This is a genomic window from Cytobacillus massiliigabonensis (genome assembly GCF_900199725.1).
In the GTDB taxonomy this organism is placed as follows: domain Bacteria; phylum Bacillota; class Bacilli; order Bacillales; family Cytobacillaceae; genus Cytobacillus; species Cytobacillus massiliigabonensis.
Genome location: NZ_LT904902.1, coordinates 59,831 through 74,043, shown reverse-complemented (window position 1 = coordinate 74,043; position 14,213 = coordinate 59,831). Strand labels below are relative to the sequence as shown.

General features: G+C 38.0%; 13 protein-coding genes. All 13 read left to right on the top strand.

Annotated features, from left to right (window positions below; genetic code table 11):
* The first annotated feature begins 58 nt into the window (after positions 1-58).
* The 13 genes from C1726_RS00735 to recA all read left to right on the top strand — a co-directional run bounded on the left by C1726_RS00735 (position 59) and on the right by recA (position 14,081).
* Positions 59-1,168: a BMP family lipoprotein gene (locus C1726_RS00735; protein ID WP_102271400.1), complete on the top strand. Its 1,110-nt coding sequence runs from the start codon at positions 59-61 to the stop codon at positions 1,166-1,168.
* A gap of 259 nt (positions 1,169-1,427) precedes the next feature.
* Positions 1,428-2,963 carry an ABC transporter ATP-binding protein gene (locus C1726_RS00730; protein WP_102271399.1) on the top strand — a complete coding sequence of 512 codons (1,536 nt, stop codon included), beginning with the start codon at positions 1,428-1,430 and terminating at the stop codon, positions 2,961-2,963.
* Entirely contained in the window at positions 2,956-4,002 is a 1,047-nt protein-coding gene (locus C1726_RS00725; RefSeq protein ID WP_102271398.1) for an ABC transporter permease, read from the top strand. Before C1726_RS00730 ends, C1726_RS00725 begins: the two co-directional genes overlap by 8 nt.
* A complete protein-coding gene (locus C1726_RS00720) occupies positions 4,003-4,962 on the top strand; it encodes an ABC transporter permease (RefSeq protein WP_102271397.1) in 960 nt (319 codons plus the stop codon). It abuts the gene before it with no gap.
* A 298-nt stretch (positions 4,963-5,260) separates the two neighbouring features.
* Entirely contained in the window at positions 5,261-6,541 is a 1,281-nt protein-coding gene (yfmF, locus tag C1726_RS00715) for an EF-P 5-aminopentanol modification-associated protein YfmF (protein ID WP_102271396.1), read from the top strand.
* Positions 6,541-7,824: an EF-P 5-aminopentanol modification-associated protein YfmH gene (gene yfmH, locus C1726_RS00710; protein ID WP_102271395.1), complete on the top strand. Its 1,284-nt coding sequence runs from the start codon at positions 6,541-6,543 to the stop codon at positions 7,822-7,824. The genes yfmF and yfmH overlap by 1 nt, the downstream gene beginning before the upstream one ends.
* A gap of 73 nt (positions 7,825-7,897) precedes the next feature.
* Entirely contained in the window at positions 7,898-8,620 is a 723-nt protein-coding gene (ymfI, locus tag C1726_RS00705) for an elongation factor P 5-aminopentanone reductase (RefSeq protein ID WP_102272328.1), read from the top strand.
* A gap of 107 nt (positions 8,621-8,727) precedes the next feature.
* On the top strand, positions 8,728-8,988 hold the full coding sequence (locus C1726_RS00700; RefSeq protein ID WP_102271394.1) for a DUF3243 domain-containing protein: 261 nt from the start codon (positions 8,728-8,730) through the stop codon (positions 8,986-8,988).
* A 158-nt stretch (positions 8,989-9,146) separates the two neighbouring features.
* Positions 9,147-9,938 carry a DUF3388 domain-containing protein gene (locus C1726_RS00695; protein ID WP_102271393.1) on the top strand — a complete coding sequence of 264 codons (792 nt, stop codon included), beginning with the start codon at positions 9,147-9,149 and terminating at the stop codon, positions 9,936-9,938.
* Positions 9,939-9,960: 22 nt separating this feature from the next.
* Complete coding sequence (locus C1726_RS00690; RefSeq protein ID WP_102271392.1) at positions 9,961-10,875, top strand: helix-turn-helix domain-containing protein; 915 nt, start codon at positions 9,961-9,963, stop codon at positions 10,873-10,875.
* Between the two features lie 51 nt (positions 10,876-10,926).
* A complete protein-coding gene (gene pgsA / locus C1726_RS00685) occupies positions 10,927-11,505 on the top strand; it encodes a CDP-diacylglycerol--glycerol-3-phosphate 3-phosphatidyltransferase (protein WP_102271391.1) in 579 nt (192 codons plus the stop codon).
* Positions 11,506-11,547: 42 nt separating this feature from the next.
* Positions 11,548-12,801 carry a competence/damage-inducible protein A gene (locus C1726_RS00680; protein WP_102271390.1) on the top strand — a complete coding sequence of 418 codons (1,254 nt, stop codon included), beginning with the start codon at positions 11,548-11,550 and terminating at the stop codon, positions 12,799-12,801.
* Positions 12,802-13,040: 239 nt separating this feature from the next.
* Positions 13,041-14,081, top strand: a complete 1,041-nt coding sequence (recA, locus tag C1726_RS00675) for a recombinase RecA (RefSeq protein WP_102271389.1) — start codon at positions 13,041-13,043, stop codon at positions 14,079-14,081.
* Positions 14,082-14,213: the final 132 nt, after the last annotated feature.

The window sequence follows — 14,213 nt, the reverse complement described above, 5'->3', positions numbered from 1 at the left end:
AAGTCGCTGCTCTAATAGATTCTACTATCGGGTAAAAAAACAATAGGGGGTACAAACCTTGAAAAAACGCAAATTTGGTCTAGTTTTGTCACTTGCACTAGCTGCTGGAACAATTTTAGGTGCTTGTGGAAATGGTGACAAAAAGGACGAAGGTACAGCTAAGGACGGCGGAGACAAAGAAAGCAAGTTCTCAGTTGCAATGGTAACAGATGTTGGCGGTGTTGATGATAAGTCATTTAACCAATCCGCTTGGGAAGGTCTTAAAGCATTCGGTTCTGAAAATGGACTTGAAAAAGGAAAAGGCGGTTATGACTACCTTCAGTCTAAATCAGATGCAGACTATGCTACGAACTTGAATAAGCTTGCTCGTGAAGATTTCTCTTTAATTTTCGGAATTGGTTTTAAATTAAAAGCTGATATTGAAACAATTGCGAAGCAGCAAAAAGACGTTCACTTTGGAATCATTGATGATGAAGTTCAACTGCCAAACGTTGTAAGCGTATTATTTAAAGAGCAGGAAGCAGCATTCCTTGCAGGAGTTGCTGCTGCAAAAACTACTAAGACCAATCATATTGGTTTTATCGGCGGAATGGAAAGCCCAGTTATTGAGCGTTTCGAAGTTGGTTTCTTAGCGGGTATCCAAGCTGTAAATCCAGACATTAAAGTGGATGTTCATTATACTGGAGCCTTCGATAAAGCTGACTTAGGTAAAGCAACTGCTGCACAAATGTATTCTTCAGGTGCTGATGTAATTTTCCACGCTGCTGGCGGTACTGGTAACGGATTATTTACAGAAGCAAAAGATCTAAAGAAAAAAGATCCAACAAGAGAAATTTGGGCAATTGGTGTTGACTCTGACCAATCTGGTGAAGGTGTAGTTGAAATCGACGGCAAAAAACATAATGTGATCATCACATCTGCAATGAAGGGCGTTTCACATGCAGTACAAGATATTTCTAAAAAGTCAATGGAAGGAAACTTCCCTGGCGGAGAAAAAATTGTATATGGTCTAGCTGAAGATGGAGTTAGCTTAGCTCCAATTAATGAAGAAGTAACAACTAAAGCAGATATTGAAGCTGCTGTAAAAGAATGGACAGACAAAATCAAGAATGGTGATATTACTGTTCCTGGTAAAAAAGATGAACTAGCTAATTTCAAAGCAGAATAATTTTTATTACTAGTAAAAATGGAATAAGCGGGTTGCATGACTGACCCCTTATTCCTTTTTTAAGCAATTATATAAAGACTTTCAATTTTGGTAATTTAAATGAAGAGTTGATGTGATTCAACTTTTCACTTAGATTCACCAACTAAAGTCTAGTAAAGATGTACACTTTATAGAAATATTTTCTATAGTTTATTTTTTCAGTTTTAAAAGTCTGACCTCTTACTACTAAAAATTTCCTTATTATAAAAGGAGTGAAGAAATGGAATACGTAATTGAAATGCTAGGTATCCGCAAGGAGTTTCCTGGGATTGTAGCAAATGATAACATAACACTGCAGTTGGAAAAGGGTGAAATCCACGCTTTGCTTGGTGAAAACGGAGCAGGGAAGTCTACACTAATGAACGTCCTCTTCGGCTTATATCAGCCGGAAAAGGGTGAAATTCGTGTGAAAGGCAAGTCTGTTAAAATTACAAATCCGAATATTGCCAATGATTTAGGAATTGGAATGGTGCATCAGCACTTTATGCTTGTTGATCCTTTTACCGTTACAGAAAATATCATCCTTGGCAGTGAAATTACAAAGGGCGGAAAAATCGATATTAAAACAGCGGAAAAAAAGGTTAGTGAAATTTCTGAGAAATACGGTTTAGCTGTTGATCCGCGCGCGAAAATTCAGGATATATCTGTTGGTATGCAGCAGCGTGTGGAGATTTTGAAAACGCTATACCGCGGTGCAGAAATCTTAATTTTTGATGAACCAACAGCCGTTCTCACTCCGCAAGAAATTCATGAGCTGATTCAAATTATGAAAACCTTGATTAAAGAAGGAAAATCGATCATATTAATCACACACAAGTTGAAAGAAATAATGGAAGTATGTGATCGAGTAACAGTTATTCGAAAAGGTGTAGGGATCGGGACGGTTAATGTTAGTGAAACGAATCCTAATGATTTAGCTAGCCTAATGGTTGGCCGTGAAGTGACGTTTAAAACAGAGAAAATAGAAGCAAGCCCGAAACAGGAAGTGCTTCAAATAAAAGAATTAAGAGTAAAGGATGCCCGCGGCCTGCCAGCAATTAATGGCTTAGATCTCACAATCAGGGCTGGAGAGATTGTAGGTATTGCGGGGGTAGATGGCAACGGACAAACTGAATTGCTTGAAGCAATCACAGGGCTTAGAAAGTCTGAAAACGGCTCAATCCTGTTAAATGGGAAGGAAATTCGCAATTTATCACCAAGAAAAGTAACTGAATCTGGTGTAGGGCATATTCCGCAAGACCGTCACAAACATGGACTTGTACTTGATTTTCCAATTGGCGAGAATATGGTTTTGCAAACGTATTACCAAAAGCCATATTCAAAAGGGGGAATACTGAACTATAAAGAAATCTACAAAAAAGCTAAAGGCTTAATAGCTGAGTTTGATGTCCGTACTCCAAGTGAATTTACACCCGCACGGGCTTTATCGGGCGGTAATCAGCAAAAGGCCATTATCGGCCGTGAAGTTGATCGAAATCCAGACCTGCTTATTGCAGCACAGCCTACTCGCGGTCTTGATGTCGGGGCGATTGAATTTATTCATAAGCGACTGATTGAACAGCGTGATAATGGAAAAGCGGTTCTATTACTATCATTTGAACTTGATGAAGTAATGAATGTAAGTGATCGCATTGCCGTAATCTATGAAGGACAAATCGTTGCGATTGTTGATCCGAAGGAAACGACAGAACAAGAATTAGGGTTATTAATGGCCGGTTCTAAACGGAAGGAAGCAGGTGAAAAAGCAGATGTCTAGTCGCATGAAAACTATTATTGTGCCGATTCTTGCCGTCCTATTAGGGATAATTGTCGGTACGATTATCATGTTAATAACAGGCTATGATGCTGGTGCAGCATTTATTGCTCTTTGGGATGGAGCGTTTGGTGATATTTATTATACTGGAGAGACGATTCGTCAGGTGACTCCATATATTCTTGCAGGACTTGCAGTTGGATTTGCCTTTAAAACAGGACTTTTCAATATTGGTGTTGAGGGTCAATTAATTGTTGGATGGCTTGCGGCAGTATGGGTTGGAGTCGCGTTTGAATTACCTAAAGTTATCCACCTTCCATTAGCTGTGTTAGCAGCTGCCGCAGCTGGTGCACTATGGGCATTTATACCTGGTCTTTTAAAAGCGAAGTTTCGCGTTCATGAAGTAATTGTTACGATTATGATGAACTATATTGCATTACATGTGGCAAACTATATTATCCGCATGGTACTTTCAGAAAAGAGTGACCGGACAGCAGATGTTTTCCCGTCAGCTTCTCTTCGCTCCCCATTTCTTGAAGGTCTGACAGACTATTCCCGTCTGCATTGGGGAATTATTGTTGCACTTATATGTGTATTTATTATGTGGTTTATTTTAGAAAAAACTTCTAGAGGCTATGAATTAAAAGCAGTTGGCTTTAACCAGCATGCATCAGAATATGCAGGCATGAGTGTAAAATCAAACATTATTCTATCAATGGTTATTTCTGGAGCTTTCGCTGGTCTTGCTGGTGCAATGGAAGGTTTAGGAACATTTGGCTATGCATCTATCAGAGGCGGCTTCACAGGTGTTGGCTTTGATGGAATTGCTGTAGCATTGCTTGGCGGAAATACACCAATCGGCATCATATTAGCTGCAGTTCTTTTTGGTTCCTTAAAAGTAGGGGCGCTGAACATGCCGCTTGAAGCAGGTGTACCAAATGAGCTTGTCGATATCATTATTGCATTAATCGTTTTCTTTGTAGCTGCAAGTTATATGATCCGCATCTTTATTGATCGTATCGGCAAAAAGGGGGCGAAGTAAGTGAGCTTAATGGATATACTATCAATTGTTATCCCTTCAACTATGCTATGGGCTGCGCCGCTTATTTTTACAGCACTTGGCGGTACCTTTTCTGAGCGTTCCGGTGTTGTTAACATCGGTCTTGAAGGTTTAATGGTTATTGGCGCATTCACCGCAATTGTCTTTAATTTAACATTTGCTGATGTGTTTGGAGATATGACTCCTTGGGTTTCCCTATTGGCAGCAATGGTTGTAGGCGGTCTTTTCGCTGTTATTCATGCAGTTGCCTCTATTACATTTAGAGCAGACCAAACGGTTTCTGGGGTTGCGATTAACTTATTGGCAGTAGGGGTATCATTGTTTCTTGTGAAATTTATGTATGATAAAGGTCAAACAGATATCATTCAAAAAGGTTTCAGTAAAGTAGATATTCCAATCCTGAGTGATATACCGATTTTAGGAAGAATATTTTTCTCAAACACATACTATACTTCCTATGTTGCAATTATTATTGCTTTTATAGCATGGTATGTTATTTTCAAAACACCATTTGGCTTAAGACTGCGTTCTGTCGGTGAACACCCGATGGCAGCTGATACAATGGGAATCAATGTAACAAAAATTCGATATATTGCTGTTATTTTGTCCGGTGCGCTTGGCGGAATCGGCGGCGGAATTTATGCACAATCGATTACATCTGATTTTAGCCATGCAACGATTAGCGGGCAAGGATTCATGGCACTTGCTGCAATGATCTTCGGTAAATGGCATCCGCTTGGTGCGATGGGCGCAGCATTATTCTTTGGTTTCGCCCAAAGCTTAAGTATTATTGGCTCAAGCTTGCCGTTCCTCGAGAACATTCCAAATGTGTATTTATTAATTGCTCCATATGTCCTGACAATCCTTGCGTTAACAGGATTTATCGGCCGTGCAGACGCACCAAAAGCATCTGGAGTACCATATATTAAAGGAAACAGATAAATAATTGAAAGGCCTTACTCATATAAGGAGAGTAAGGTCTTTTCTATGTATTTAATAATTGTTCAGCTGCAGCGCCTACTCCGACGTAAAGGACGTACTACTCCGACGTAAAGGACGTACTACTGTTCCGTGATGCTCGTTTAGTGCTATGCCTGAGGCTAACCAAGGGGCTTTCGCTTTTCTAATAACTTGAATTTTAGAAATAGGGCAAGTTATAGTTAGAATATGATTTAATTTAAAGGAGTTTGCAGAAAATAAATCTTGGACGAGATACATAATACGATTAGGAGGACGTCAGATGAATATTATTTCAGAAACGGTGAAATCAATGGCTGGCTTTAAAGTTCATATAGTAAAGACCGAAAAGTATAAAACTAATACGATCGTTTGGAAAATGAAAGCACCGTTAAATAAAGAAGAAGTTACCTTACGGGCACTTTTGCCTTATGTGCTGCAAAGCAGCAGTGAGGAATTTCCATCAACAGGAAAGCTGCGATCTTATTTAGATGAACTATATGGAGCTAGTTTATATGTGGATTTAGCTAAAAAAGGCGAGTTCCATATCATTAGTTTTTCATTGGAAGTTGCTAATGAAAAATTTTTATCCGATCCGACGCCCCTTTTGAAAAAAGCAATTGAGTTTTTAGCAGGTTTATTAATGAAACCAAATAGCATAGACGGTGCTTTTCATAAAGAAACAGTCGATAATGAAAAACGAACGTTGAAACAAAGAATTCAATCTGTATATGACGATAAAATGCGTTATTCAAATTATCGATTAGTTCAAGAAATGTGTAAAGAGGAGCCATATTCACTTCATGTTCATGGGGAAATGGATGCGGTGGATTCAATTACCGCTGAAAGTTTATATGAATATTATCAAAGTGCTATCAAGCGGGATGAGCTTGATCTATATATTGTTGGAGATGTAACCGAGGAAGAAGTATTTGGTGTAGCTGGCGAGCGATTGCAATTAACAGATCGTACGTCTCAACTCATTGATTCGACTAAATATACAGCGAAAAATGATGTACATGAAGTAATCGAAGAACAGGATGTAAAACAAGGAAAATTAAACATTGGGTATCGGACAAATATCAAATATGGGGATGAGGATTATTATGCACTTCAAGTGTTTAATGGAATTTTCGGAGGATTTTCTCATTCCAAGCTATTTATTAATGTTAGAGAAAAAGCCAGCCTTGCTTATTATGTAACAAGCAGACTTGAAAGTCATAAAGGATTAATGATGGTCATGTCAGGAATTGATAATAAAAATTATGATCAGGCCATCCGTATTATCAATGAACAAATGGATGCGATGAAAAAAGGAGAGTTCTCAGAAGAGGAAATCGTGCAAACGAAAGCAGTGATTAAAAATCAGCTGCTTGAAACGGTTGATACCTCAAGAGGAATGGTTGAAATTCTTTATCATAATGTAGTTTCAAAGAAAGAAATCTCCCTCGATGAATGGATGGAGAAAATGGATCTTGTGACAAAGGAAGATATTATTGCTGTTGCAAATAAGATAAAATTAGATACAGTTTATTTTTTGACAGGAAAGGGGGATACGAAATAATGGAAAAAATTACGTTTGATCAGCTGCAGGAAGAATTATATTATGAAAAACTAAATAATGGACTTGATGTGTATATTCTTCCAAAACAAGGTTTCAATAAAACATATGCAACATTCACTACGAAGTATGGGTCGATAGATAATCATTTCCTTCCTCCGGGGAAAGAAGATTTTGTTAAGGTGCCAGATGGAATCGCTCACTTTTTAGAACATAAGCTTTTTGAAAAAGAAGATGGCGATGTTTTCCAGCAATTTAGCAAACAGGGAGCATCTGCAAATGCATTTACATCTTTTACTAGAACCGCTTATTTATTCTCTAGTACATCAAATGTGGAAAAGAATCTTGAAACATTAATTGATTTTGTTCAAGCCCCATATTTCACAGAAAAAACGGTTGAAAAGGAAAAAGGAATTATCGGACAGGAAATCACAATGTATGATGACAATCCAGATTGGCGCCTGTATTTTGGTTTAATTCAAAATATGTATAAGAATCACCCAGTGAAAATTGATATTGCCGGAACGATTGAGTCGATTTCTCATATAACAAAAGATATGCTTTATGAATGCTATGAAACGTTTTACCATCCAAGCAATATGCTTTTATTTATTGTTGGTCCTGTTGATCAGGAACAAATTATGAAGATGGTAAAGGATAATCAAGCGCGAAAAGAATACAATGAGCTGCCAGCAATTAAACGTCAATTCGAAGAGGAGCCTCTTGCAGTTGCTGAGAAAAAACAGGTACTTGAGATGAATGTGCAGACACCAAAATGTTTAGTAGGGATAAAAGCACGAAATGTAAAGCAATCAGGAAAAGAAATGTTGAAGAAGGAATTGAGCTTAAATGTAATGCTTGATATATTATTTGGCAAAAGTTCAGAGCATTATAGCTCCCTATATAATGAAGGGTTAATTGACGAAACATTTTCCTTTGATTACACGGAAGAGAATGGATTTGGTTTTGCAATGATTGGAGGGGATACGAGCAATCCGGACCAACTTGCTGATGCCATTAAAAAAATTCTTTTTGAAGCTAAGGGAACGATAACAGATGAAAGTATAGAACGGACGAAAAAGAAAAAAATCGGCGCATTCTTACGAGCGGTCAATTCACCTGAATATATTGCCAATCAATTTACTAGATATGCGTTTAATGACATGGATTTATTTGATGTGGTGCCAACACTTGAAAGCATTACATTGACAGAGATTGAGCATGCTGCAGATGATCTTATTTCGGAAGAACAATTTACGGTTTGTCAAGTGGTTCCTAAAAAGTAAATAAGTAGATAAAAAGGAAGAAGCGCTAATCTAATGGCGCTTTCTTCTGTTCGTGGAAATGGGTGTAATTAAAATGAAAAAGTTCGCATTAATAACGGGAGCTAGCGGAGGAATTGGTGGAGCAATTGCTATGAAATTAGCTGAACAAGGTTATTCTTTATATTTGCACTACAATGAAAATAAGAAGTCAGTCCAACAGCTTTTAGAGCAACTGCAGTTTTTTGGCGGAGAATATATTCCAATACAAGCTGATCTTTCGACAAATAAAGGGTATAAAAAGGTTGTGAAAAATATTTTTTCCCTTGATGCTGTCATTCATAATAGCGGCAATAGCCATTATGGTCTCCTTAATGAATTGGAAGAAGAACAGGCGGATACATTAATTAATATTCATGTGAGAACACCGCTTTTACTTACAAAAGAACTATTGCCTAAATTTCTTTCAAAGGGGGGAGGCAATATTGTTGTCATATCCTCCATTTGGGGGCAGACGGGTGCAGCATGTGAAGTTGCCTATTCTACTGTTAAGGGTGCGCAAATCTCGTTTGTAAAAGCGTTGAGCAAGGAAGTAGCGTTTAATGGGATTCGAGTGAATGCGGTAGCTCCTGGGGCTGTTCAGACTGCCATGCTTGATGGCTTTTCTTTTGATGAGCTTGAGGAAATAAAGAATGACATACCTATGGGAAGGCTTGCTTCTCCAGAAAACATTGCAGATTCTGTCTCATTTCTGCTTTCCGATCAAGCTTCCTATATAACTGGACAAGTTCTTGCTGTAAATGGAGGATGGCATACATAAATTGTTCAATGAAAAGTCAATAAATAACATGCATATTTTGTCTTTCCGATATCCAAAATAACAATGTACAATGGTGTACAACATTGTTTATGAAGGAGGATAATATCATGTCTGTACTTGATAATTGGCAGCAGTGGAAAGATTTCCTTGGTGATCGTCTTGATCAGGGACAGCAGCAAGGGATGAATAAAGACACGGTTAATAACCTTGCCTATCAAATTGGCGACTACTTAGCAAAGCAAGTGGAGCCAAAAAATGAACAAGAAAAAATCCTCGCTGATCTTTGGTCAGTTGCAAGTAAGGATGAACAGCAAGCGATTGCGAGTATGATGGTAAAGCTTGTAGAAGATAATGGCACACAAAAATAATCGTTTAAAAAAGAGAGGCATGCTCCTCTCTTTTTTAATTTTTTGAAAAATGATCAATGGCAATTTTTGCATAGGTTTATCCTTTCATCTTTTAATGAAATCATTTATGATATAGAAGGTAAGAAAAATCGATTGGCAACGGATAAAGGAGGTCTTTTATGAATAAAACAGAATGGTATTTAGAATATGAAATAACAAAGAACCGTCCGGGGTTGCTTGGTGATATTTCTTCCCTTCTCGGAATGCTTTCGATTAATATTGTAACGATTAATGGTGTGGAACAGGGTCGAAGAGGCCTGTTAATTTTAGCGGAAAACTATGAACAAATTGTTCGGTTAGAGTCAATTTTACATACGATGGATACAATAAAACTAATAAAACTGCGTGTTCCGAAATTAAGGGACCGGTTAGCCGTCCGTCATGGGAGATACATACAACAGGATGCTGATGATAAGAAAACTTTTAGGTTTGTAAGGGACGAGCTTGGATTATTAGTTGATTTTATGGCAGAATTATTTAAGCAAGAAGGGCACAAGCTAATAGGAATACGTGGTATGCCGCGAGTTGGAAAAACAGAATCAATTGTTGCTTCAAGTGTTTGCGCAAATAAGCGATGGTTATTTGTTTCTTCAACTCTTTTAAAACAAACGATTCGCAATCAGCTTATTCATGATGAATACAATGAAAACAATCTATTTATTATCGATGGGATTGTTTCATCGAGAAGAGCGAATGAGAAGCATTGGCAGCTAGTCCGTGAAATTATGAGTCTCCCCGCAATAAAAGTGGTTGAGCATCCAGATATTTTTGTGGAAAATACTCAATATTCAATCGATGACTTCGATTATATTATTGAGCTTCGTCATGATCCAGAAGAAGAAATAAAATATGACATCGTTAATAAAAGCAAGATGTTTTCTGATTCTGAATTTGGCGGATTTGATTTTTAAGTGAGTTGGAAGGTGTTGTAAATTGACAGAACTCGGAAATCGACTGAAAGAAGCTCGATTGGCAAAGGACATGAGTCTTGATGATCTGCAAGCAGTAACTAAGATTCAAAAGCGATATTTAATTGGTATTGAAGAAGGAAATTACAGTATGATGCCTGGGAAATTTTATGTAAGGGCGTTTATTAAACAGTATGCTGAAGCAGTTGGAATTGAACCGGAAGAACTCTTTGAACAATTTAAAAGTGATATCCCTTCTACGATCAATGAAGATATTCCAGAAAAGCTTTCACGAGTCCAAACAAGGCAAAATGTATCTACAGGAAGGTCAAAAGTTTTTGATATGCTTCCAAAAATTTTAATTACTATTTTTGTTATCGGGGCTCTGGCTGTCGCGTATACTTTTTTTCAAAAGTCGAATGATGGGGGAAATTCGAAAGAACCCGTTGATAGCGGCGGAAAGGAACCTGTTCGTATAGAGGAATCAGATGATTTTGCTAAAGATACTGAAAAAGATACGGAACAGGATTCCAATGAAGATTCAACAAAGCCGGAAGATCAGACGACTGAAGACGATACCGTTGAGGAGGAGACTGAAGCTCCAAAACAAGAGGTCACTGCTGTCGAATCTAGCGGCAAAAAAACTGTATATGAATTGAAAAATACTGACCGGTTTGAATTAAAGGTAGTTTCTACTGGAGAAACATGGGTCAATATTTTAAATGGGAAAGGAACATCCTTTTTTTCTGGGACGCTGAAAAAGGGCGAAAATGAAAGTCAGGTAATAGATTTTTCTAAGGAAATTGAAGCTGTTTTAGTCATTGGTAAATCAACTGAAACAGAAATCTATGTAAATGATGAAAAAGTTGAGTATGCTATTCCTCCGACTCAATCGGTTACGCAGAATATAACCATTCGCTACTTGCCGACCAACGAATAGTCATCGTCTGATGACTATTTTTCGCGTTATTACTATATTGGAGGTACAATCATGAATTTGCCTAATAAAATTACTATATCTCGAATTTTTTTAATCCCGTTATTTTTAATTGTTATGCTTGTTCCATTTTCATGGGGAGAGCTTTCATTACTAGGAGCTACGCTTCCTGTTACTCATTTAGTAGGTGCGCTTATTTTTATAGTTGCATCAGCAACCGATTGGGTGGATGGACATTTTGCAAGGAAGTATAATCTAGTCACGAACTTAGGGAAGTTTCTTGACCCGCTTGCTGACAAACTGCTGGTTTCTGCGGCCTTAATTGTTTTAGTTGAGCTTGGCTACGCTCCTTCTTGGATTGTTATCATTATTATTAGCCGAGAATTTGCTGTTACTGGTTTACGGCTTATACTTGCTGGCGGAGGAGAAGTTGTTGCAGCTAATCAATTAGGGAAAATTAAAACATGGACGCAAATTGTCGCTATATCTGCTTTATTGCTGCATAATATTATTTTTGAAATGATTTCGATTCCTTTTGACGACATTGCTCTTTGGATAGCGCTAGTCTTTACGATCTGGTCTGGCTGGGACTATTTTGCCAAGAATAAAGGAGCCTTTATCAATTCTAAATAATCATTTTCTTCTATCATCCTATATAAACAAGGTGGCGTTTACATGAATGCAGAAATAATTGCAGTCGGTTCCGAACTATTGCTTGGGCAAATTGTTAATACAAATGCGCGTTTTTTGTCTAGGCAGCTTGCCGATTTGGGAATTAATGTTTATTATCATACATGTGTTGGTGATAACCCAGATCGCCTTAAAGCAGTGATTAAAATTGCAGAAGAACGTTCAGATCTTCTTATTTTCACAGGAGGATTGGGACCTACAAAAGATGATTTAACGAAGGAAACGATCGCAAAGCATGTTAATAAAAGGCTGATTATGAATAATGAGGCTCTCCAGTCGATTGAACTTTTTTTTGAACGAACGAACCGAACAATGACAGAAAATAATAAAAAACAGGCAATTGTTTTGGAAGATTCACATATCTTGCCGAATGATCATGGGATGGCTCCAGGTATGCTACTTGACGGAAAAAAACATATCTATATGCTTCTTCCTGGACCGCCGAAAGAAATGGAGCCAATGTTTTTGAAATATGGCTACCCAGCATTAAGATCCTTACTTCAAGAGGAAGATGTGATTCTTTCGCGTGTATTAAGATTTTTCGGGATTGGAGAAGCGATGCTCGAAACAGAAATAGAAGATTTAATTGATGCCCAGACGAATCCAACGATTGCACCGCTCGCATCTGATGGAGAAGTAACCCTTCGTTTAACAGCAAAACATAAACAAATGGATACGGCTTTAAGACTTTTGGATGTGACTGAAAATGAAATCCTTTCCCGAGTCAGTGAATATTTCTATGGATATGATGAAACATCCTTAATGCATGAGTTAATTAAACGAATTAAGGAAAAGAGGCTGACAATTGCATGCGCCGAGAGTTTAACAGGAGGAATGTTCCAGCAGGAGTTTACAACGGTCCCTGGCGCTGGTGAGCTTCTTAAAGGCGGAGTTGTTTGTTATACAAGTGAAGTAAAAGAAAATGTGCTAAACGTACAGAAACAAACTATTGCTGAAAATGGGGTTGTGAGCGAGCAATGTGCTCGTGAGTTAGCTAAAAACGTTGCTTCCTTAATGAATGCAGATATTGGCATTAGTTTTACAGGTGTTGCGGGTCCGGATGAATTAGAAGGAAAGCCGGTCGGAACTGTATACATCGGTATTTCGATAAAAGATCAGCCCGTTCAAGTTGAAAAGCTAAACTTGGGCGGAACAAGAGAGGGCATCCGTGTAAGAAGTGTTAAATACGCATGTCATTTTTTAATAAAAAAATTAAATGGAAATCAGAATGCCAACTAATGCATTCTGATTTTTTTATTATAAAATTGCATTACGTATTTTTTAATAGGGAAATTCTATGAAATTATCATTTCTCTCCTGCAATTCTATTATTATAAGTATAAAACAGGCAATGAAAAAAGAAGAATAGATGTTCGCGTTTTTGCTCGACAAAAGGCAAGAAAACGGTTATAGTAGAGTTAGGTTTTGAACGAGAGCAAAACTTAAACTTTTTGAATGTTGAAGAGGAGGAAGTATGAATGAGTGATCGTCAAGCTGCACTGGAGATGGCGTTAAAACAAATAGAAAAGCAATTTGGTAAAGGTTCAATTATGAAGCTTGGAGAGCAAACAGACCGGAAAATTTCCACAATTCCAAGCGGATCACTTGCCCTAGATATAGCACTTGGAGTAGGCGGATATCCAAGAGGACGTATTATTGAAACATACGGACCAGAAAGCTCAGGTAAAACAACTGTTGCACTTCACGCAATTGCGGAGGTGCAGGCAGCTGGAGGACAGGCTGCATTTATCGATGCTGAACACGCACTCGATCCAGTATATGCACAGAAGCTGGGAGTAAATATTGATGAATTATTGCTTTCACAGCCAGATACAGGAGAGCAGGCATTAGAAATTGCTGAAGCGCTTGTGAGAAGCGGTGCAGTCGATATTCTAGTCATTGACTCTGTTGCAGCCCTCGTGCCTAAAGCAGAAATTGAAGGAGAAATGGGAGACTCGCATGTTGGATTACAAGCACGCCTAATGTCCCAAGCCCTTCGTAAACTATCAGGTGCAATCAACAAATCAAAAACAATTGCTATTTTCATAAACCAAATTCGTGAAAAGGTTGGAGTTATGTTCGGAAATCCCGAGACAACTCCAGGCGGACGTGCGTTGAAGTTCTATTCAACGATCCGTCTTGAAGTGCGCCGTGCTGAAGCGATAAAGCAGGGTCAAGATATTGTTGGTAACAAAACAAAAATTAAAGTTGTTAAAAATAAAGTTGCACCTCCATTCCGTGTAGCGGAGGTTGACATTATGTATGGTGAAGGGATTTCAAGAGAAGGCGAGATTATTGATATAGGCTCTGAACTGGACATTGTTCAAAAAAGTGGTTCATGGTATTCCTTCAATGATGAGCGCGTTGGTCAAGGACGGGAAAATGCTAAGCTGTTCTTGAAAGAAAATCCTGAAGTCCGCAAGCAAATTCAAACGCAAATCCGTGATCATTATGGTCTTGATGGAGATCATGTTGTAAGCGGTGATGATGAACAAGAGGAATTTCAACTAATTGATTAATAGTGTGGCGAAAAAAGCAAAGCTGTGAGCTTTGCTTTTTTTACATAATGAAGGTAAATAACATGTGTGTCTATCAGAGTAAGCCTTGACAATGAAATACCACAGCTTTACAATTAAAAATGTATATTTTAC

Excerpts from the sequence above, each read along its gene's own strand:
- C1726_RS00695 (WP_102271393.1), top strand. The coding sequence starts at position 9,147 with ATGAATAAAACAGAATGGTATTTAGAATATGAAATAACAAAGAACCGT.
- ymfI (WP_102272328.1), top strand. The coding sequence starts at position 7,898 with ATGAAAAAGTTCGCATTAATAACGGGAGCTAGCGGAGGAATTGGTGGA.
- C1726_RS00680 (WP_102271390.1), top strand. The coding sequence starts at position 11,548 with ATGAATGCAGAAATAATTGCAGTCGGTTCCGAACTATTGCTTGGGCAA.
- yfmH (WP_102271395.1), top strand. The coding sequence starts at position 6,541 with ATGGAAAAAATTACGTTTGATCAGCTGCAGGAAGAATTATATTATGAA.
- pgsA (WP_102271391.1), top strand. The coding sequence starts at position 10,927 with ATGAATTTGCCTAATAAAATTACTATATCTCGAATTTTTTTAATCCCG.
- C1726_RS00700 (WP_102271394.1), top strand. The coding sequence starts at position 8,728 with ATGTCTGTACTTGATAATTGGCAGCAGTGGAAAGATTTCCTTGGTGAT.
- C1726_RS00730 (WP_102271399.1), top strand. The coding sequence starts at position 1,428 with ATGGAATACGTAATTGAAATGCTAGGTATCCGCAAGGAGTTTCCTGGG.
- yfmF (WP_102271396.1), top strand. The coding sequence starts at position 5,261 with ATGAATATTATTTCAGAAACGGTGAAATCAATGGCTGGCTTTAAAGTT.
- recA (WP_102271389.1), top strand. The coding sequence starts at position 13,041 with ATGAGTGATCGTCAAGCTGCACTGGAGATGGCGTTAAAACAAATAGAA.
- C1726_RS00725 (WP_102271398.1), top strand. The coding sequence starts at position 2,956 with ATGTCTAGTCGCATGAAAACTATTATTGTGCCGATTCTTGCCGTCCTA.